Source organism: Deinococcus aetherius (assembly GCF_025997855.1).
Classification (GTDB): Bacteria; Deinococcota; Deinococci; order Deinococcales; family Deinococcaceae; genus Deinococcus; species Deinococcus aetherius.
Map to the genome: position 1 here is coordinate 346,463 of NZ_AP026561.1, position 18,364 is coordinate 364,826.

The following is an 18,364-nucleotide window of genomic DNA, read 5'->3' on the forward strand; positions in this document are numbered from 1 at the left end:
CCTCATCCCCCCCAGCCGAAGGACAAAGCCGTCCCGCCGGTGCCGCCCGTGCGGACAGCCCCTCGTCCGACCCTCCCCGTCATTCTGGGCGGTGCCGTGGACTTCGGTCAGCGTTAGGTCACACAGCTTCGGAACCCTCCCGGTGCCCCAGCGCCCGGGAGGGTTCTTCTGATGCCCCCCCGGGCGCCGAGGGCCGCTCATGCCCGGCGACCTTTCCCATGAGACACCTTCGTCAGGAATATTAAGTTTTTCGTTCGCCTCCCGTGTCCTATGGGGGGGCCCCGCACGGCACAATGCCCGACAGGTCCTCGCCCGGGAGGGATGGGGTCTAGGCCACCCGTGCCCGGTCTCCCTCCCGGCAACGCCGTCGAAACCTTTGGGGAGAGCCCCCAGGGAACGCTCGTTGCAACTCCGGTCCGGTATTCAGCCGGAGGGGACCGCGTTGCACATGCATTCAACCAGCAGGTCACGCGAAGAGGGCAGGGGGAAGTTCGATGGACAACTTGGAACTGTGGGTGGGCGTCGAACCCACCGTCAGCCGCGTGGGGGACGAGACGCTCGATCAGCTCGTTCTCAGCGGCTTCGACCGCCGTCTCGACGATATCGACCGCCTCGCCTCGACGGGGGCGAAGGCCGTCCGTTTTCCGCTGCTGTGGGAGCGCACCGCGCCGGGGAACCTCGCGGACGCGGACTGGCGCTGGGGGGACGAGCGCCTCGCCCGCCTCGCCGGGCACGGGCTGGACCCCATCGTGGGGCTCGTCCACCACGGGAGCGGGCCGTTTCACACGCACCTCCTCGACCCTGGCTTCGCGGACGGGGTGGCCGCCTACACCCGGGCGGTGGCCGAGCGGTACCCGCACCTGGGGATGTACACGCCCGTCAACGAGCCGCTGACGACCGCCCGCTTCGCGGCGTTGTACGGCCACTGGTACCCTCACGCGCGGGACGAGGCGAGCTTCTGGCGGGCGCTGCTCCACCAGCTCCGGGCGACGGTGCTGGCGATGGCCGAGATCAGGAAGGTGAACCCGGCGGCCCGCCTCGTGCAGACCGAGGACCTCGGCCACACGTCGAGCACGCCCGCCCTGCGGTATCAGGCAGACTTCGAGAACGAGCGGCGCTGGCTCAGCCTCGACCTGCTCATGGGCCGGGTGGACGAGCGGCATCCGCTGTGGGGCTACCTGCGCTGGGCCGGGGTGATTGAACGCGACCTGCGCTGGTTCGCCGAGCACCCCTGCCCGCCCGACGTCTTGGGTCTGAACGTGTACGTGACGAGCGAGCGTTTTCTCGACGAGCGGCTCCACCGCTACCCGCCCCACACCCACGGGGGCAACGGGCGACACCGCTACGCCGACGTGGAGGCCGTGCGGGTGCGCGGCGAGGGGCTGGGCGGCGCGGGCGAGCGGCTGCGCGAGGCCCACGCGCGCTACGGCCTGCCCCTGGCGATCACCGAGGCTCACCTGGGCTGCACCCGCGAGGAGCAGCTCCGCTGGCTGCACGACACCTGGCGGGCGGCGCAGGCCGTGCGGGAGGAGGGGGCCGACGTGCGCGCCGTGACCGTCTGGGCCGCCCTGGGTGCTTTCGAGTGGAACAGCCTCCTGACCCGCCGCAGCGGCCACTACGAGAGCGGCTTGTGGGACGTGCGGGCGCCTGAGCCGCGCCCGACCGCCCTGCTGGGCCTCGCCCGCGACCTGGCCGCCGGTCGGGAGCCCGCCCACCCGGTCCTGGCGGGCCCCGGCTGGTGGCGGCGCGGGGAGCGCCTCATGTTCCCGCCCCACGGCCCGGTGCGCGCGGAGAGCCCCGACGGTCCCCCGCTCCTGATCACCGGGGCGAGTGGCACCCTGGGCCGGGCCCTCGCACACGCGTGCGAGGGGCGCGGCCTGCCCTACCGGCTGCTCTCGCGCCGCGACCTCGACATCGCCGACCCGGCCTCGGTGGAGCGGGCGCTGGGGGAGCACCGCCCCTGGGCGGTCGTGAACACCGCCGGGGACGTGCGGGTGGACGACGCGGAGGGGGACCCCCGCGTGGAGCGTGAGAACGCCCTCGGTCCGCGACTGCTCGCCCGCGCCTGTGCGGAGAGCGGCGTGCGGCTGCTGACCTTTTCCTCCGACCTCGTGTTCGACGGGCGCAAGGGGGCGCCCTACGTGGAGTCGGACACACCGCACCCGCTCAACGCCTACGGCCGGAGCAAGCTCGCCGCCGAGGAGGCCGTGCTGGGTCTGCTCCCGGACGCCCTCGTCGTGCGGACGAGCGCCCTCTTCGGCCCCTGGGACGAGCACGACTTCGCCGCCCACGTCCGGCGGGAGCTGCGTGCCGGGCGCGTCGTGCGGGCGGCGGGCGATCAGGTCGTGTCGCCGACCTTCGTGCCCGACCTCTCCCACGCGGTCCTCGACCTCCTCCTCGACGGGGAGGGCGGCGTGTGGCACCTCGCCAACGCGGGCGCCGTGAGCCCGGCCGATTTCGCCCGGATGGTCGCCCGCGCGTCGGGCCTCGACCCCGAGCCCGTGGAGGAGGTGCCCACCGCCCGCCTCGGCCTCCCGGCGGCACGGCCCCCCTACAGCGCCCTGGCGAGCGAGCGCGGCTGGTTCATGCCGGACCTCGCCTCGGCCTTGGAGCGCTGGAGCGCGCATATGGAGAGCGCCGAGCGGGAGATGTTCGCCGCAGACTGACGGCGGGGGAGGCGGGGCAGGGGAGAGGTCGCCCCTGCCTGCCCGCCGGGCCGCTCACCAGTCGGAGCCCTACCTGAGCCAGGTCGTGCGGAAGCCCAGGTAACTCGTGTTAGGGAAGTGCTGGTAGCCCTGCACCCGCCTCGTCGCCGCCTCGTACTGGGTGCTGGAGTACAGGAAGACCATCGGGCTGAGGTCGACCAGCCGCCTTTGCACCTGGGCGTAGATCGTCTTGCGGGCCGCCGCCGCGCTCGTCTGCCGCCCCTGGTCGAGCAGGCGGTCGAGCGCGGCGTCCTTGAAGTTCGTCAGGTTCCCGCCGCTGTCGGACGCGAAGGGGGTGTAGAGGTAGTCGTCGGGGTCCCCCTGCCCGCTCTCGCCGAGGATGGTCGCCGTGTAGTTCTTCTTCAGGATGTCCGGGAGGTACACGCTCCACTCCAGCGCGGTGATGTTCACCTTGATCCCCAGGGGCGCGAGCTGCGCCTGGATGATCTCGGCGGGCGTGCGCAGGAAGTCGTACGTGCTCGTGACCTTGAGGTCGAGCGGGAAGCCGTTCGGGTAGCCCGCCTCACGCAGCAGGGCGCGGGCCCGCTCCAGGTTGGGCTTGCCGTAGTTCGGGTCCGGGGCCGCGTAGTAGTTGCCGTTCGGCAGGGTGGTGCCCCGCGCGGGCAGGCCGCCCGTGCCCAGAAGCGCGACGTCCACGATCTCCTGGTTGTTGATGGCGTAGGCGATGGCCCGGCGCACCCGGGGGTCGTCCAGGGGCTTTTTCGCCACGTTGAAGAAGATCGCCCGGTAGTTCGCGCTCGGCCCACCCAGCACGGTGACCTGCGGGTTGGCCTGGAGCGTCTTGATGTCGGTCGCGGGCACGTACTCGATCCAGTCCACGGTGTTCGTCCGCAGGGCCGTGACGCGCGCCGTGGGGTCCGGCAGGTACGTGAAGGTGATGCCGTCGAGGTACGGGAGCCGGTTCCCCCTCGCGTCCCGCCCCCAGAAGTTCGGGTTCTTGCGCAGTACCATGCGGGTCTGCGGCACGTACTCGACGAAGGTGAAGGGTCCCGTGCCGACCGGTTTCGTGTTCAGCGTGGCCGCCGCCTCGCGGGGCACGATCACGTTCAGGCTGAAGGCGAGTTTGCTCAGCAGCGGGGAGAACGGCTTGCTCAGCGTCATGACGACCGTCGTCTTGTTCGGCGCGGTCACCGACTTCACCAGCTCGAAGTCCCCACTGCGGGGCGACTTGGTGGCCGGGTTCTTGATGCGGCCTATGGAATAGACCACGTCGCTCGCCTCCAGCGCGCGGCCGTTGTGGAAGCGCACGCCGGGCCGCAACGTGAAGGTCCAGGTCAGCCCGTTCGGGCTCGCGGTCCAGCGGGTCGCCAGGGCGGGCACGATCCGGCCGCTGTTGTCGAAGGCGACGAGCGTGTCGTACACGTTCTCCAGTTGGTTGCGGGTGGAGGTGGCCTCGGTGACGTGCGGGTCGAGGCCCACTGGGTCGGCCTGCATCCCTGCGCGCAGGACGCCGCCGGGGGTCTGGGCCGCCGCGCCGCAGGCCAAACCGAGGGCGAGGAGCAGCGAGGTCGTCTGGACGTGGCGCTTGTTCATGGTGCCTCCTGGGCGCCCGGCGTGGGCGCGAAGACGGGGAAACAGGGGAAGGGTCAGCGGCCCAGCCGGGGGTCGAGGGCGTCCCGCAGGGCGTCGCCGAAGAGGTTGAAGCCCAGGACGACCAGCATGATCGCCAGCCCCGGGGCGATGGAAATCCAGGGATTCGTCTCCAGGAAGGGCCGCCCGTCCGCGATCATCTGCCCCCAGGCGGGGGCGGGCGGTTGGGTGCCCAGGCCCAGAAAGCTCAGGGCCGCCTCCGCCAGGATCGCGTAGGCGAGGCGCAGGGTGATCTCGACCAGGATGGGCCCGGCGGCGTTGGGCAGGACGTGCCGCCACAGCAGCCGCGCGTCGGTGGCGCCCAGGGCCCCGCTCGCCTCCACGAACATCGCGTGGCGGGTGCGCAACACGGCGGCGCGCACCACCCGGGCGAACGGCGCGGTGAACGCGACCGCAATCGCCAGCGTCAGGTTCCAGAAGCCGCCGCCCAGGAACGCGAGCAGCGCGATGGCGAGCAGCACGGCGGGAAAGGCCAGGAACACGTCTGTCACCCGCATGACCAGCGTGTCCACCCAGCCCAGGAAGTACCCCGCGAGCGCCCCGAAGCAGCCCCCCACCAGCAGGGACAGCCCCACGCTGATCGCGCTCACCGACAGGCTGATGCGGCTCCCGTAGATCACCCGGGAGAGCAGGTCGCGGCCGTACAGGTCGGTGCCCAGGAGGTGCCGCAGGCTGGGGCCCTGCATCCGGTCGGCGGGCAGGTACGCCACCGGGTCGTAGGGGGCCAGGAGGGGGGCCAACAGCGCGGACAGCACGGCGAGCACCGTCAGGGCGAGCCCGATCACCCCGGCGGGCGAGCGGAAGAACAACCGGGCGGCGCGCCGGGCGGGCGACTGGACCACGGGCGCCACCGGCACGGCCGTCACCCGTACACCACCCGGCGGTCGATCAGCCCGTACAGCACGTCCACGACCACGTTCACGAGCACGTAGCTCACCGCGATCAGCAGCACCGCCCCCTGCACGACCGGGTAGTCCCGCAGGTTGATGCCCTCCAGCGCGTACCGCCCCACGCCCGGCAGCCCGAAGATCTGCTCGATGATCACCGCGCCGCCGAGCAGGCTCCCCGCCTGGAGGCCAATCACCGTGACGACGGGGATCAGGGCGTTGCGCATCGCGTGGCGGTACACCACCGTCCGCTCCCGCAGCCCCTTGGCGCGGGCAGTGCGGACGTAGTCCTGCCCCAGCACGTCGAGCAGGCTCGCCCGCACGATCCGCGTGACGGCGGCGGCCAGCCCCAGGCTGAGTGCCAGCGAGGGCAAGAACACCGAGCGGAGATTGCCCCAGACGGACTCGTGGGGCGGCACGAAGCCGTTGGGGGGGAAAAGAGGCCACTTCAGGCTGAACAGCAGGATCAGCAGCAGGGCCATCCAGAACTCCGGCGCGGCGAGCCCGACGAGTACGAAGCCGCTCGACAGCACGTCCGCGAGCTTCCCGCGCGAGAGCGCCGCCGTCACCCCGAGCGGCACGCCGATGAGGAGGGCGATCAGCAGGGCGAGCACGGTGAGTTCCAGCGTCACCGGGAAGCGCAGCAGCAGGTCGCCGAAGACGGAACGCTCGGTCCGCAGGCTGACCCCGAGGTCCCCCCGCAACAGGGCGCCGAACCACGTGAGGAACTGCTGCCAGATCGGCTGGTCGAGCCCGAAGAGCCGCCGCATCTCCGCCTGCTGCTCGGGGCTGACGTTGCCCTCCAGCCCGATCAGGTTGGTCACCACGTCGCCCGGCACCAGCCGCAGCAGGGCGAAGACGAGCACGCAGACCCCGAAGGCCGCAAAGAGGGCCAGCCCCACCCGGCGCGCCAGCCACCCGGCGGTCACGGGCGCTCCAGCAGCACGTAACTCAAGGTAACGTCCTCCAGCACCTCCGCCCGGTGCCGCTCCCCGGCGGGGATGAAGGTGACGTCCCCGGCCCGGATCAGGTACTCGCGGCCCCCGCTCACCGCCCGCATCAGCCCGCTGTGGATAAAGGACACCTCGTCCTCCTCGTGCTGAGTCTCGGGCAGGACGGTCCCGGCGGGAAAGTGGAGGTGCCCGACCGTGGCGGGCAGGGCCTGAAAGCGGCGTCGGTCGCCCTGGATGCTCAGCCTCTCCATGAAGTCTCCGGTCACAGCAGTTTCGGGGTGCCGACCCACAGGATCAGGGCCTCCGCCGCGCCCGGGTTCTCCCAGGCGTGCGGGGTGGTGCTCGCGTGCTGGGCGCTGTCCCCGGCCCCCAGCAGGTAACACTCCTCCCCGACCCGCAGTCGAAGCTCCCCGCTCAGGACGTACAGGAATTCCTCGCCGAGGTGCGTGCTCGGCGGCGACGAGAAGTGGGGCTCGACGTGGATGAGCAGCGGCTCCATCTGAAGGCTGCCGCCCCGCCCGGCGAGGCTCTTGATCCGGAAGGGAATTTCACGGACGCTGAGGTAACCGTCCTCCCCGGCGCGCACGACCACCGCGCTCCGCTCCTGCCCGGGGATGAAGAAGTTCAGGCTGACGCCCAGGGCCCGGGCAATGCCCGCCAGGGACGTGACGGTGGGGTTGGCCTGGTTGCGTTCCAATTGCGAGAGATACGGGACCGACAGGCCGCTGTGCTCGCTGACCGTTTTCAACGTGAGCGAGAGTTGACGGCGACGGGCGCGAATGCGGGAGCCGAGTTGCAGGCGCACCTCCGTTCCCCTGCCGGGCGCGTGCGGACAGAAGGAATGGCTCACTCTAAGAAACTAAGTTTGAAATGTCAAAAAAATTATGATCGCGCTGATGTTGGCTCCCCTCCGCGCGTCGGAGCCCTCACCCAGTCCTCGTGACGAGCCGTATGCCCTCGTGTGGGGAAGAGCCCGGATCATGGGCGGCACGGACACTTAATTGCATTTTACAACGACTCACAGGCCGGTGCGGCATGGTGGGGCGGTGGACGCGGCCCCCTCCTCCCCGGCACCGGAACTGGCGTTTCTGACGGCGTTCTGGGAGGCCTGGCAGGCGCTGACCACCCTGGGCGAGGCCGAGTTGCGCGCCCGGCATGGCCTGGACCTGCGGGCTTTCATCGTCCTGGCCTATGTCCACGGCGGAACCGATCAGCCTGCGGCACTTGCCCACGAACTCGGCGTGCCCCGCTACGAGGTGAGCCGCGTGCTGCACGCCCTGGAGGCCCGGGGCGCCGTCACCCGCAGTCCCGCGCGGCCGGACGCCCGCCGCGTCACCGTGACCGTCACCCCGCAGGGGGCGGCGCTGTGGGAGGCAGCCCTGGACACCGTGCGCGCGGTCACCGGGCCCCCGCTCGCCACCCTGGGACCCCGGGTGGACCTCCTCACCCGCGACCTGCACGACCTGGCGCGGGCCGCCCGTTCCCTTCCCCGCCCCTCGTCCCCCCTGGAGTCCGAATGACCTCCTCCTCCGACACGCCCCGCTGCCCGTTCACCGGACGAACCGCCTCGCTGACCCGCCGCGACGACCCCTCCCCCGGGACCCGCCCGGGAGTCGAGGTGGATGACCGGGGGGTCTACCGCGTTCACGCCTTCGGGGCGGCGCAGGGCATCCTGCGCTCGGAGGCGGTGCGGCAGGCGGGCTTCATGGCCGAGGCCGCCCGGGAGATGGGGGGGCTGGGCCGTCCCCCCGTCCTGTTCGAGGAGGGGGAGACCCACCACGAGATGCGGCGCGGGGTCGCCCGGTACTTCACCCCCACCCAGGTTGCCGGGTACGGCCGGGCCATCGCGGCGCTCGCCGACGATCTCATCGCCGAACTCGCGCGCCGGGGCGAGATGAATCTCGACGACCTCAGCCTACGGCTCGCCGTGGGGGTCGCGGCGCAGGTCGTCGGGTTGACGGACAGCCGCCTCCCGGGTCTGGAACGCCGCGTCATCGCCTTCGTGGAGGGCGGGGGTGACAGCGAGCCCGGAAGTGCGCCGGACCGGGGCCGACTCCAGGGCCTGCGGCAACAGGCGCAGATGGCCCTCTTTTTCCTCCTCGACGTGAAGCCCGCCATCGAGGCGAGGCGCAGGGAGCGCCGGGACGACCTGATCGGCCACCTGCTCGACCGGGGGTACGGCGACGTGGAAATCCTGACCGAGTGCCTGACCTACGGCACGGCGGGCATGGTCACCACCCGCGAGTTCATCAGCGCCGCCGCGTGGCACCTGCTGCGCGACCCCGGGTTGCGCGCCGACTACGTCCACGGCACCGAGCGGGAACGCCACGCCATCCTGCACGAGGTCCTGCGTCTGGAGCCGGTCGTGACCACCCTCTACCGCCGCGCGACAGGGGAGATCACGGTGGAGGGCCGCACCATCCCGCCGGGGAGCCTGCTCGCCCTGAACATCCAGGAGGCCAACCTGGACCCGGAGGTAATCGGCGAGGACTCCGCGCGGCTGTGCCCGGCCCGCCCCCTGCCGCGCGGGGTCCAGCCCCAGGGGCTCGCTTTCGGCGACGGTGACCACCGCTGCCCCGGCGCGTTCCTGGCGATCAAGGAGTCGGACGTGTTCCTGCGCAGGCTGCTCATGTGGCGCGACCTGGAAGTCGTCTCCGAGCCCCGGGTCGGCTACAACGAGGTCGTGAAGGGCTACGAGCTGCGCGGCTTCCGGATTCGCCTGGGCCGGGGAGACGCGCGGCAGCGTGCCGCAGCCCGGCCAAATCCTGGGCACCGGCTCAAGGAACGCGCAGCCCTCTGATCCCCGGGGTCGTTTAGGCTCAGCCATGACCCCTTCCCGCCCTTCAGGACTCCGGCCCACGCCCGGCCGCGCCGCGTGGGTGTTCGGGCTGCCCCTGGTCGCCGGGCTGGGCTGGACCCTCTTCAGCCGCCTGCGCGTCCCCCACGACCTGACCCCGCCCCCGGCCCTGGACGCCGAGCGGCGCACGTTGAACGGACGGGCGGGGCCGGTCAACGTTTACGTGGCGGGGTCGGGCGCCCCCCTGCTGCTGATTCACAGCGTCAACGCCGCCGCGAGCGCCTACGAGGTCCGCCCCCTCTTCGAGCAGTACCGCACCTCCCGCCGCGTGTACGCCCTCGACCTCCCGGGCTTCGGTTTCTCCGACCGCTCCGACCGCGACTACACCCCCCGCCTGATGACCGACGCCGTCCACGACGTTCTCGACGAGATCGCTCTGGAGAGCGGGGAGAGTGTGGACGCCCTGGCCGTGTCGCTGGGCGGCGAGTTCCTGGCCCGCGCCGCCGCCGAGCGCCCCGACCGCTTCCGCTCGGTCGCCCTGGTGACGACCACCGGCTTCGGGAGGAACGAGCAGTTCTACGGAGGCCTGGGCAGCACCCGGGGGCGTCCGGGGATCAAGCGGGCGTACGAGAACCCGCTGTGGGCCCAGCCCTTCTACGACCTGCTGGCGAGCGCGCCCAGCCTGCGCTTCTTCCTGGCCCAGACCTTCGGCTCCTACGCGGCCGTCGACGAGGGGCTGCTGCGCTACGACTACCCGACCTCACACGTGCCCGGCGCCCGGCACGCCCCCTTCGCCTTCATCGGCGGGCTGCTCTTCGGCGCAGACATCGACCGGGTGTACGAGGCCCTGACCGTGCCGGTGTGGCTGGCCTACGGGACGCGCGACCGCTTCACGGACTTCGGTGACCTGAGCAACGTGGAGAGGAGGCCCAACTGGAGCCTGACGCCCTTCGACACGGGCGCGCTCGTGTACTTCGAGGAGCCCGCACGCTTCACCGCCGCTTACGACGCCTTTCTCGCCGGGGCCGGAGCGGGCTGAGGCCGCCCCCGGCGACGACCGGAGACCGGCGGTGAATCCCGGCAATCCGGGAGGACCGCTGCTCGACAGCCGTGGTGAGGTGATCGGGGGGAACACGCAGGGGCTCTTCCCGGCGGCGTCGCTCCGGGCGTGTGGATCGACTCATCAACCTCGTCGGGGGTCGGCTGCCACGTCTGCGGGCGAGAGAAGCACCGTGACCCTCACCTGATCCCGGCGGCGCGCGAGGTCCCGGGCCTGCCCAACAGAGGCCTCCCGGTGCTGGTGCTGGCCGCCTTCCGGTCCGCGTAGTCACCTGGCCGTCAAGGCTGCCCGAACGAGCCGCCGCGCGCTGCCGTCGTGGGTGAAGCCGAGCGCCTCCGCCTCGGGGGTGTGCAGGGGTGGATACCGGCCGAAGAGGGCCTCAATGCGCTCGTCCGGCTGGTAGGTCACGAGTGCCCCCCGGTCGTCCCCGAACAGCGTGCTCAGGGCCGTGACGACCTGCCCCACGGACAGGTGCAGGGCGGGCAGCGTCCACGTTCCCGGCGTCCCCAGCTCCCCCGCGTGCAGGAGGTTCCGGGCCGCGCAGGGGGCCGACATCCACCACGCCGCCCCGCCCGGCGAGACCGGGCAGGTGTACGGCTTCCCGGCCGCGAGGGAGCGAATCACGTCACTCATGAACGCCGAGCCGAAGCCCGAACTCTCGCCCGGCCGCGCCACGATCCCGGGCAGCCGCAGGGCCACGCCCCGCAGTTCCCCCCGCCGGGAAAAGTCCTCCAGCGCCAGTTCCATCATGCGCTTGTGGGTGCCGTAGCTGAGCTGCGGGTGCAGGGGGGTCCGGGCGTCCACGGGCGCTGTTCCGAGAGCACTGTAGACGGCCACGCTGCTGGCGTAGACCAGCGTGGGAGGCCGCGCCGCGTCCGCCAGCCCCTCGAACAGGTTCAACGTGGCGTCCACGTTCACCCTCCGCCCCAGCGCGTACTCCCGCTCGGCCAGGGCCCCCGGCACGCTGGCGAGGTGGAACACCACGTCCGGACGCGCGGCGAGGGCCGCCTCCAGCACCGCTCCCTCGCCGAGGTCCCCCTCGACCGCCCGCGCCCGGGGGTGGGGCGACGCCACCTCCCGGTCGAGCAGGGTCAACTCATCCCCCGGCGTCATCCGGTCCAGGAGGGCGCCCGCCAGATTCCGGCCCACGAAGCCCCCGGCTCCCGTGATCAGATACCGCGTCATGGGGTCCCGTCCGAGACGGTCGTGCCGCCGTCCACGACGAGGTTCTGCCCGGTGATAAAGGCCCCGGCGGGGGAGGCGAGCATCACCGCGACGCCCGCCACCTCGTGCGCTTCTCCCACCCGCCGCAGGGGTGTCAGGGCCAGGCGACGTTCCATCACGTCGGGCTGGCTCAGCATGTCGCGCGCAAAGGCGGTGCGGATCAGCCCCGGCGAGACGCTGTTCACCCGGATGTTGTGCGGGCCCCACTCCACGGCGAGGTTGCGGGCGAGTTGTGTCAGCCCCGCCTTGGACACGCCGTACACGCCCAGCGAGCGGTTGCCGCGCACCCCCGCGATGCTGGAGATGAAGGTGACGCTGCCCCCACCCCGGACGAACAGATGCCCCCGGGCCAGGGTGCAGAGGTGCCACGCCGCCTCCAGGTTGACCCCCATGGTCAGCCTCCACTCGTCCTCGGTGGCTTCCGCCATCGGCCCGAAGTGTGGGGCGACACCGGCGGCGTGAACGACGGCGTCGAGCCCCCCGAAGTGACGGACCGTCCCGGCGACCAGCATTGCCAATCCGCCCCGGTCCCGCACGTCACAGGGAACGGCAAGGGCCTGGATGCCCTGATCCTGAAGTTCCCGCGCCGTGTCCCGGCAGGCCGCCTCGTTCTCGGAGGACACCACGACGGAGGCCCCCGCTTCTCCCATCGCCCGCGCGGTGGCCCGGCCGATCCCGCTCGACCCCCCCGTGATCAGCGCGACCTGACCCCGCAGGCTGAAGAGGTCAGACACGCTCGCCCCAGTGGATCATCGGCGCCCCGGGAACCGGGCTGCGGAAGAAGGGAACCGTGGTGCCCCGCAGACTGCCCAGATACACCGTGCGGAGATCGGGGCCGCCGAAGGTCAGGCTCGCCATCCAGGGGCAGAGGGTGCCGCAGTTGGCCGCCATCACCCCGGGGGTGACGTGGCGGGCCGCGAAAGCCTGTTCGTAGGCGGCGTTCGCCTCCGCATTCCCGTCGTCCAGCAGCGTGAGGAGTTCGCCCTCCGGGGTGAGGGCCACCAGCCGGTCCGCGAAGATCAGCGTGATCCACAGGTTGCCGTGGGCGTCGAAGGCGAAGCCGTCGGGGTGACCGCCGAGGTCGGAGGGGCCGTACACCTCCCGGTCGGTCAGCGATCCGTCGGCCTGAGCCCGTAGACGCGAGATGCGCCGCCCGGTGCTCTCCACCACGTACAGCCATTCCTCGTTCGCGTCGAAACGAATCTCGTTGGTGCCGCAGAAGCCGTCGGCGACGATGCGGGCGCCGCGCTCGTCGATGAGCGCCACGTATCCGTCGTTGGCACGAGAGTTGAGCTGGTTCGTCCACGGCTGCTCGCGGGTGGTCACGCTGAACCAGATGCGTCCCTTGGAGTCCAGCAGCGGGAAATTCGCCTTGCCCAGCGGCTGCCCGTCGATCTCCGAGCAGACCGTCCGCACCTCCCCGGAGCGCGACATGATCTCGACGGCGTCCGTGCCCCAGTTGGCGATGATGAAGTCTCCCTCCCGGGTGAAGGCCAGCCCGTTCGGGAGGGAGCCCTGGGCCTGCACGTACCGGGTCTCGAAATCCTGGGAGGTCGTACTCGCTGTCCTGGGCACGATGAGTTGCTGGTCCCCGTCCGTCCCCAGCCGCATCACGCCGCCTCGCCCATCCGCCGTCCAGACCGTGCCGTCCCTTTCCGCCAGGATGCACTCGGGGCGTTGCAGGTCATGCCCCAGGAAGGCGATGTCCTCGCGCCGCACCTGCCAGCCCTTCAGGGGGTTGCTCATATCGGTTGCGCGGTGTAGTGCAGCATCTCCCCGATGACCCTGGGGTGGTTGAAGGTCGGGTCGTTCTCCATCTCGGCCCGGCAGATCAGCAGCGACTGATCCTGCACGTACTTCGCCCGGGCGAAGCGGCGGTCCATGAACTCCCGCAGCGTCTGCGCGAGCGGCTGGTCCTTTTCCAGCAGGGTACTCAGCACCACCGCGTCCTCAATCGCCATGCCCGCCCCCTGACCCATGTGCGGCGTGGTGGTATGCGCGGCGTCCCCGATCAACAGCACCCGGCCCCTGAACCAGTCCCCGTCGATGAAGGTCACCTCCATCGGGCGGTAGACCACCTCCGAGGGGTCGGTGATCTGCCCCCGCAACTCGGCGATACGTCCGACGAAGTGCTGGAGGCGGTCGCGCATCAGGTTCGCCAGTTCCTCCTTCGGGTGGAAGGGGTTGCCCGGCTCCTTGGTGGTCACGTACAGGTACATCAGGTTCTCGGAGAGCGGCACCAGGCCCGCCGAGTTGCCCCGGGTGTCCCGGAAGGTCTGCAAGGCGTCGTTGTCCGGCGTTCGCGGGAAGTTGTGCCGCCACACCGACTGACCCACGAAGTGAGGACGGTACCCGTCCCCGAACAGCAGCTTCCTGACCTTGGAGTACGCCCCGTCGGCCCCGATCACGAGGTCGTAAGGCCCGGTCGAGCCGTCGGTGAAGGTCACGTCCACATGCCCCTCGTGCTGGTCGAAGTCCTCCACCGTCACGCCCAGCCGCACGTTCGTCCCCTTTTCCAGCGCGGCCTCCTTCAGCGTCTCGTGCAGGGTGGAGCGGCGCACGCCCATGTTGGCGGGGTACTCGGCCCCGGCCAGGCGCTCGCCGGGGATGCGGGCCCGCCTCACCCCGTCGGGGCTGTAGAACTCCACGTCCTCGAAGGGGAAGCCCGCGCCCAGGTAGCGGTCGAGCAGGCCCGCCTGCGCCATCGCCCGCACCACGTTGCCCTGCTGGATGATGCCCACCCCGTAGGCGTTCCAGGCCCGGTTCATCTCCACCATGTCCACGCCGATGCCCCGGTCACGCAGCATGGAGGCCGCGACCAGCCCGGCGATGCCCCCGCCCACGATCAGGACCTTACTGACCTGTTGCATTGCGTTCTCCTTTACACCTTGCGGACGTGCGCTTCCGTATCCCGCAGGTAGCCGTCCCGAATGACCTTCCCCGGCACGCGGCTGTGGTCGAAGACGAAATCCCGCACCCTGCGGACGAGGGGTGGGGCGTGATGGAACAGGTTCCCCATGTTCTGCGCGTTCTTGATGACGCCGTACGTGTACGCCTCGCGCTGGGCCTCGTACCCCTCCAACAGGTCGTCGAGACGAATCCGGTCGGTCAGGTCACGCCCTCCCAGCGTCTTCGCCAGGAAGTACCCGTCCTCGATGGCGAGACCGGCGCCGTAAGCCGCATAGGGCGAGGCGGGGTGCACCGCGTCCCCCAGCAGCGTCGCGCGGCCCTTCGACCACTTCTTCAGGCGGGGCCGGTTCCAGATTTCCCAGCGGTAGATGTCGTCGTCCCCCGCGCAGGACTCCACAATTCGGGGGACGGGATCGGCAAAGCCCCGTGTCAGGTCGCGGATGTGCTCCTTGCGGCTGCCCTCGAAGGGTTTCCCGGCGGGCCACGCCTCCACGCACCACCACTCGAAGGCGTCCACGCCGTCCCGCTTCATGGGGTGGTAGCCGAACTGCACCCGGTCGGAGAAGAACATCCTGCCCACCGAGCGGTCGATCCCCTGCACGGCGGTGAAGCCCAGATTGACGGTGAGGTTCAGCGGGAAGAGTTCGGGGTCCCCCCACAGCTTCCGGGAAACCACCGAGCGGATGCCGTCGGCCCCCACGATGAGATCGGCGGCGGCATGGGTTCCGTCCGTGAAGATCAGTCGCACCTCGTTGTCCACGAAATCGAGGTCCTGCAACTCGTGGCCGGGGACGAGGAGTTCGGGGGGGATGTGCGCCAGCATGCGCTCGTAGAGCTGGGCGCGGAACAGGCCGTAGTTCCAGCCGGGGATGCCGGAGTAGTGCTCGACCTCCGGGCTGAAGGGCATGTCCACCCGCAGCCTGCCGTCCTTGTTGCACATCTCGGTCCTGGCCGTCACGCCGAGGTCGGTGATGTCCACGCCCATATTCCTCAGGCACATCAGCACGGACGTGTTCAGCAGGATTGCCCCGCCCATCGGCTTGATGACCGGGTTGCGCTCGAACACCCGGACCTCGTACCCGGCGTTGTGGAGGGCCAGCCCGGCGGAGAGGCCGCCCGGCCCGGCACCGATCACCGCGACCCGCTTGCCCCTGTTCTCCTCGTTGAACATACGTTCTCCTTTCAGGCGGTATGTCCGCCCAGCCGCTCGGCCACCCAGTCCGAGATGTAGTCCAGCCCGTACGCGCTGTTGTCCACGCTGCTGTGCTGGACGCCGCCTTCCTTCTCGGTGAAGATTTTCAGCTCCCGGTCCGGGCTGTTCACCAATTGCTCGTAGGTCTGGTAGGCGTACTTCAGCGGAATCTGGCGGTCCTGCTCCCCGTGCGTGACGAGGAAGGGGACCTGGATGCGGTCCAGCACCCCGTCGAGCGTAATCTTGGGAATCAATTCCATGAATTCGTCCATGCTGCCCGTGCCCCACACCCACTGCACATGCTCCCAGTAGTGCGGCACCGGACGCTCGCCCTCGCGGTTGAGGCGGGCGAGTTGCACCTCGCCCCAGTTGTGGTTCGCCCCCCACACGGCCCCGAGGGCGAAACGGGGCTCGAAGGCCACGGCGCGCGGCGCGTAGTACCCGCCCAGTGAGACGCCCTGCAACCCGATCCGTCTGGGGTCGATGTCGTCCCGCGTTTCCAGATAGTCCACGACCTTGCTCGCCCACGCCTCCGAGTCGTAGCGGGCGGTCAGGCCGTGCAGGCGCAGGGCTTCCCCGGTGCCGGGCTGGTCGATACACAGGGAGGAAATGCCCCGCTTGGCGAGGTGCTGCGGCAAACCGACGCGGTACAGCATCTCCTTGGTACTGTCCAGGCCGTTGATCTGCACGAGAATGGGCGCGGGGCCGTCCACGCCTTCCGCCCGGACGTACAGCCCCGCGAGGTGCGCCCCCTCATAAGGAATCTCGATGCGTTCGCAGTTTTCGTGAGCCAGCCGCACGCCGCGCTGGAAGCAGTCCTGGAACTTGGCGTAGAGCGCCTTGCGGGGCTCGTAGTCCCTGGCCTGCATCCGCTCGGCAGTCAGCAGATAGATGGCGGCGCGGCCCAGCTTGGTCCCGGCACTGATCAGGCGACCCCGCGCCTCGTCCTCCCACGCCTGACCGATCAGCTTGTCGCCCATCCGTTCCCAGGACTGGAGGAACATCCGCGTGCCCTCGTCGTCGCCGCGCTGCGAGACTTCGAGGAGGGGGCGGCACATCTCGTCGAGTTCGCCGATTTTGGCGCCCATCTCCATCGCCAGGTTGATGGCGAGGTTCCAGACGTAGTTCTTGGGGAAGTATTCGAACATGGGGCTCCTTCGGGGGGCGCGGGGCGGGTGGGGTCAGTCCCCGGTCAGGACGGCCTGCCGGGGCGTGGGCGTCCAGCCCTGCCCGTCCGGGTGGCCGATGCGGTTTCGCAGCACCCCGATGCCCTCGATGTCGAGTTCCACCACGTCGCCGGGCCTGACCTCGCGCCCGAGTTCCATGCCGCACCCGCGCCCCACCGTGCCGCTGCCCAGCAGGGACCCGGCCACGAGCGGCTCGCTCGCGCTGGCCCACGCGACCATCTCCTGCACCCTCCACATCAGGGTGGCGGTGCTCCCCTGCGACCAGACCTCGCCGTTCACCCGGGCGGTCATGCGCAGGCTGTGCGGGTCGAGTTCGTCGGGCGTGACGATGACCGGGCCGCAGGCCGAGGCGAAATGCTTGCCCTTCGACGGGCCGAGGCGGCCCTTCATCTCCCGGAACTGGATGTCACGCGCGGAGAAATCGTTCAGGACGGTGAAGCCCAGGATGTGCGCGTCCGCCTCCCCGGGGAGGATGTTGCGCCCACCACGAGCAATGACAATGCCCAGTTCGAGTTCGTAGTCCATCCGGGACCGCGCGTACGTCGGCCAGGGCATCTCGTCCTCCGGCCCGATGAAGGCGGGGGCGCTGCCGAGGTAGGAGATGGGGAGTTCGTACACCACCGGATCGACCGTACCGCCGCTGCGGCTGGAGGCGTTGACGATGTGCTCCTCGAAGGCGAGGAAGTCCCGAAAGGTGGCAGGGTCGATGGGGGCGAGCAGGGCTCCCTCCCCAGCCACGGCGTCCCCACTCGTATCGTGGGCGGCGGCGTGCAGGATGTCGAGGAAGAGGTCACCGTGGGTCAGGGCGGCGGCGAGGCTCCCCGGCACGACCTGACCGGCCAGAGCGAGGGCGGCCTGTGGGGTGGCGCCCCGGCGCTGCAAGGCGAGGCCGTAGTGGCGGCGCACGTCGACGAGGGGGGACTCGCGGGTCGCCTGGACGACGATCCGTGCCTGGGGCCCGTCGGGCGTTGGGATGGAGATTCGGGCGATGCGCATGGGGACTCCAGGGGGAGGGGAGGGGCCGCCGCGTCCGGGCAGACGGCCAGCGGCCCCGCAGGTGGCGGAGATCAGTTCAGGATGGCGACGACGCGGGCGGGCGCGGCGCTCCCGCCGACCAGCCGCAGGGGGAAGCAGGCCACCTGGAACCCGGTGGGCGGCAGGGCGCCGAGGTTGGCGAGGCGCTCGATCTGCGAGTAGGGAAGGTCCACCTGATGGGCGGCCCAGAAGACGCCGGGGGCGTTGTGCTCGCGGGCCTCGGCCGCCTGCCGGTCGAGCGGACGGTCCCAGCCCCAGGCGTCGATGCCCATGACCCGCACGCCCTGCCCGAAGAGCCAGCGGGTCGCCTCGGCGCTCACCCCGGGACCACGCAGCCAGTAGTCGGGCTGGCCGTAGAACTCGTCGCGCCCGGTGTGGATCAGCACGATGTCCCGTTCCTGCAGCGTGTGGACGACGCGCTCCAGTTCCGCCTGCACCTCCTCCGCCGTGATCGCGTCCCCGTCCGCCTTGTGCCGGAAGTCGAGCACCACGCCGGGCGCGAAGAACCACTCCAGCGGAAGCTGGTCGATGCTCTGGGCGGGCTTACCCCCAATGGTGGAGTTGTAGTGCAGCGGCGCGTCCACGTGGGTGCTCGAGTGGGTGCCGAAGTTGGTGAAGGTCTCGGTGGCCCAGCCCTCGCCGTCTCGCAGCAGCTCGCGGGACACGCCGAACATCTTCTCGATCTCGGCGCCGCCCTGCGCGTTGCCGCTGTAGGTGATGCTCACCCGCTGGAACTCGGGCACGCCGGGCGGGGACTCCTGGATGGGGACGGACAGGTCAACGATACGCATGGGCGAAGGGGG

General features: G+C 70.6%; 17 protein-coding genes. 4 read left to right on the forward strand and 13 right to left on the reverse strand.

Annotation, left to right across the window (positions count from 1 at the left end; translation table 11 throughout):
- The first annotated feature begins 494 nt into the window (after positions 1–494).
- Positions 495–2,666 (forward strand): family 1 glycosylhydrolase, encoded by a 2,172-nt coding sequence (locus DAETH_RS17755; RefSeq protein WP_264778046.1) that lies wholly within the window; start codon positions 495–497, stop codon positions 2,664–2,666.
- Positions 2,667–2,735: 69 nt separating this feature from the next.
- On the opposite strand, the gene DAETH_RS17760 is transcribed toward DAETH_RS17755, so the two are convergent.
- Genes DAETH_RS17760 through DAETH_RS17780 form a run of 5 tightly spaced genes read right to left on the reverse strand, consistent with a single transcriptional unit; the run spans position 2,736 to position 7,006 of the window.
- Positions 2,736–4,259, reverse strand: a complete 1,524-nt coding sequence (locus DAETH_RS17760) for an ABC transporter substrate-binding protein (RefSeq protein ID WP_264778047.1) — start codon at positions 4,257–4,259, stop codon at positions 2,736–2,738.
- 53 nt (positions 4,260–4,312) lie between these two features.
- A complete protein-coding gene (locus DAETH_RS17765) occupies positions 4,313–5,182 on the reverse strand; it encodes an ABC transporter permease (RefSeq protein WP_264778048.1) in 870 nt (289 codons plus the stop codon).
- Positions 5,179–6,132: an ABC transporter permease gene (locus tag DAETH_RS17770; protein WP_264778049.1), complete on the reverse strand. Its 954-nt coding sequence runs from the start codon at positions 6,130–6,132 to the stop codon at positions 5,179–5,181. The genes DAETH_RS17765 and DAETH_RS17770 overlap by 4 nt, the downstream gene beginning before the upstream one ends.
- A complete protein-coding gene (locus tag DAETH_RS17775) occupies positions 6,129–6,407 on the reverse strand; it encodes a cupin domain-containing protein (protein ID WP_264778050.1) in 279 nt (92 codons plus the stop codon). The genes DAETH_RS17770 and DAETH_RS17775 overlap by 4 nt, the downstream gene beginning before the upstream one ends.
- Before the next feature lie 11 nt (positions 6,408–6,418).
- Complete coding sequence (locus DAETH_RS17780) at positions 6,419–7,006, reverse strand: helix-turn-helix domain-containing protein (RefSeq protein ID WP_264778051.1); 588 nt, start codon at positions 7,004–7,006, stop codon at positions 6,419–6,421.
- A 196-nt stretch (positions 7,007–7,202) separates the two neighbouring features.
- Between DAETH_RS17780 and DAETH_RS17785 the strand changes: the two genes are divergently transcribed.
- The 3 genes from DAETH_RS17785 to DAETH_RS17795 are packed head-to-tail and all read left to right on the forward strand — an operon-like array spanning position 7,203 to position 9,992.
- The gene (locus tag DAETH_RS17785) at positions 7,203–7,676 is read left to right on the forward strand and encodes a MarR family winged helix-turn-helix transcriptional regulator (protein WP_264778052.1); all 474 of its coding nucleotides are present in this window, start codon (positions 7,203–7,205) and stop codon (positions 7,674–7,676) included.
- Complete coding sequence (locus DAETH_RS17790; protein WP_264778053.1) at positions 7,673–8,956, forward strand: cytochrome P450; 1,284 nt, start codon at positions 7,673–7,675, stop codon at positions 8,954–8,956. Before DAETH_RS17785 ends, DAETH_RS17790 begins: the two co-directional genes overlap by 4 nt.
- A gap of 25 nt (positions 8,957–8,981) precedes the next feature.
- Positions 8,982–9,992: an alpha/beta fold hydrolase gene (locus tag DAETH_RS17795; RefSeq protein ID WP_264778054.1), complete on the forward strand. Its 1,011-nt coding sequence runs from the start codon at positions 8,982–8,984 to the stop codon at positions 9,990–9,992.
- 288 nt (positions 9,993–10,280) lie between these two features.
- Here the strand turns inward: DAETH_RS17795 and DAETH_RS17805 are convergent, their stop codons facing one another.
- The 8 genes from DAETH_RS17805 to DAETH_RS17840 form a co-directional block, all read right to left on the reverse strand.
- Positions 10,281–11,198 carry an NAD-dependent epimerase/dehydratase family protein gene (locus DAETH_RS17805; protein WP_264778055.1) on the reverse strand — a complete coding sequence of 306 codons (918 nt, stop codon included), beginning with the start codon at positions 11,196–11,198 and terminating at the stop codon, positions 10,281–10,283.
- On the reverse strand, positions 11,195–11,971 hold the full coding sequence (locus DAETH_RS17810; RefSeq protein WP_264778056.1) for an SDR family NAD(P)-dependent oxidoreductase: 777 nt from the start codon (positions 11,969–11,971) through the stop codon (positions 11,195–11,197). The genes DAETH_RS17805 and DAETH_RS17810 overlap by 4 nt, the downstream gene beginning before the upstream one ends.
- Positions 11,964–12,983, reverse strand: coding sequence for an SMP-30/gluconolactonase/LRE family protein (locus DAETH_RS17815; RefSeq protein ID WP_264777460.1), 1,020 nt, complete (start codon positions 12,981–12,983; stop codon positions 11,964–11,966). The genes DAETH_RS17810 and DAETH_RS17815 overlap by 8 nt, the downstream gene beginning before the upstream one ends.
- Positions 12,980–14,107: an FAD-dependent oxidoreductase gene (locus tag DAETH_RS17820; protein ID WP_264777461.1), complete on the reverse strand. Its 1,128-nt coding sequence runs from the start codon at positions 14,105–14,107 to the stop codon at positions 12,980–12,982. The genes DAETH_RS17815 and DAETH_RS17820 overlap by 4 nt, the downstream gene beginning before the upstream one ends.
- A gap of 11 nt (positions 14,108–14,118) precedes the next feature.
- Positions 14,119–15,318: an FAD-dependent oxidoreductase gene (locus tag DAETH_RS17825; RefSeq protein ID WP_264777462.1), complete on the reverse strand. Its 1,200-nt coding sequence runs from the start codon at positions 15,316–15,318 to the stop codon at positions 14,119–14,121.
- Positions 15,319–15,329: 11 nt separating this feature from the next.
- Entirely contained in the window at positions 15,330–16,487 is a 1,158-nt protein-coding gene (locus tag DAETH_RS17830; protein ID WP_264777463.1) for an alpha/beta hydrolase family protein, read from the reverse strand.
- A gap of 33 nt (positions 16,488–16,520) precedes the next feature.
- Positions 16,521–17,522 (reverse strand): fumarylacetoacetate hydrolase family protein, encoded by a 1,002-nt coding sequence (locus tag DAETH_RS17835; protein ID WP_264777464.1) that lies wholly within the window; start codon positions 17,520–17,522, stop codon positions 16,521–16,523.
- 71 nt (positions 17,523–17,593) lie between these two features.
- Positions 17,594–18,352 carry a cyclase family protein gene (locus DAETH_RS17840; protein ID WP_264777465.1) on the reverse strand — a complete coding sequence of 253 codons (759 nt, stop codon included), beginning with the start codon at positions 18,350–18,352 and terminating at the stop codon, positions 17,594–17,596.
- Between the last annotated feature and the right edge of the window lie 12 nt (positions 18,353–18,364).

Coding starts and splice junctions, on each gene's coding strand:
- DAETH_RS17755 (WP_264778046.1), top strand. CDS start 495: ATGGACAACTTGGAACTGTGGGTGGGCGTCGAACCCACCGTCAGCCGC.
- DAETH_RS17760 (WP_264778047.1), bottom strand. CDS start 4,259: ATGAACAAGCGCCACGTCCAGACGACCTCGCTGCTCCTCGCCCTCGGT.
- DAETH_RS17775 (WP_264778050.1), bottom strand. CDS start 6,407: ATGGAGAGGCTGAGCATCCAGGGCGACCGACGCCGCTTTCAGGCCCTG.
- DAETH_RS17790 (WP_264778053.1), top strand. CDS start 7,673: ATGACCTCCTCCTCCGACACGCCCCGCTGCCCGTTCACCGGACGAACC.
- DAETH_RS17795 (WP_264778054.1), top strand. CDS start 8,982: ATGACCCCTTCCCGCCCTTCAGGACTCCGGCCCACGCCCGGCCGCGCC.
- DAETH_RS17805 (WP_264778055.1), bottom strand. CDS start 11,198: ATGACGCGGTATCTGATCACGGGAGCCGGGGGCTTCGTGGGCCGGAAT.
- DAETH_RS17815 (WP_264777460.1), bottom strand. CDS start 12,983: ATGAGCAACCCCCTGAAGGGCTGGCAGGTGCGGCGCGAGGACATCGCC.
- DAETH_RS17820 (WP_264777461.1), bottom strand. CDS start 14,107: ATGCAACAGGTCAGTAAGGTCCTGATCGTGGGCGGGGGCATCGCCGGG.
- DAETH_RS17825 (WP_264777462.1), bottom strand. CDS start 15,318: ATGTTCAACGAGGAGAACAGGGGCAAGCGGGTCGCGGTGATCGGTGCC.
- DAETH_RS17830 (WP_264777463.1), bottom strand. CDS start 16,487: ATGTTCGAATACTTCCCCAAGAACTACGTCTGGAACCTCGCCATCAAC.
- DAETH_RS17835 (WP_264777464.1), bottom strand. CDS start 17,522: ATGCGCATCGCCCGAATCTCCATCCCAACGCCCGACGGGCCCCAGGCA.
- DAETH_RS17840 (WP_264777465.1), bottom strand. CDS start 18,352: ATGCGTATCGTTGACCTGTCCGTCCCCATCCAGGAGTCCCCGCCCGGC.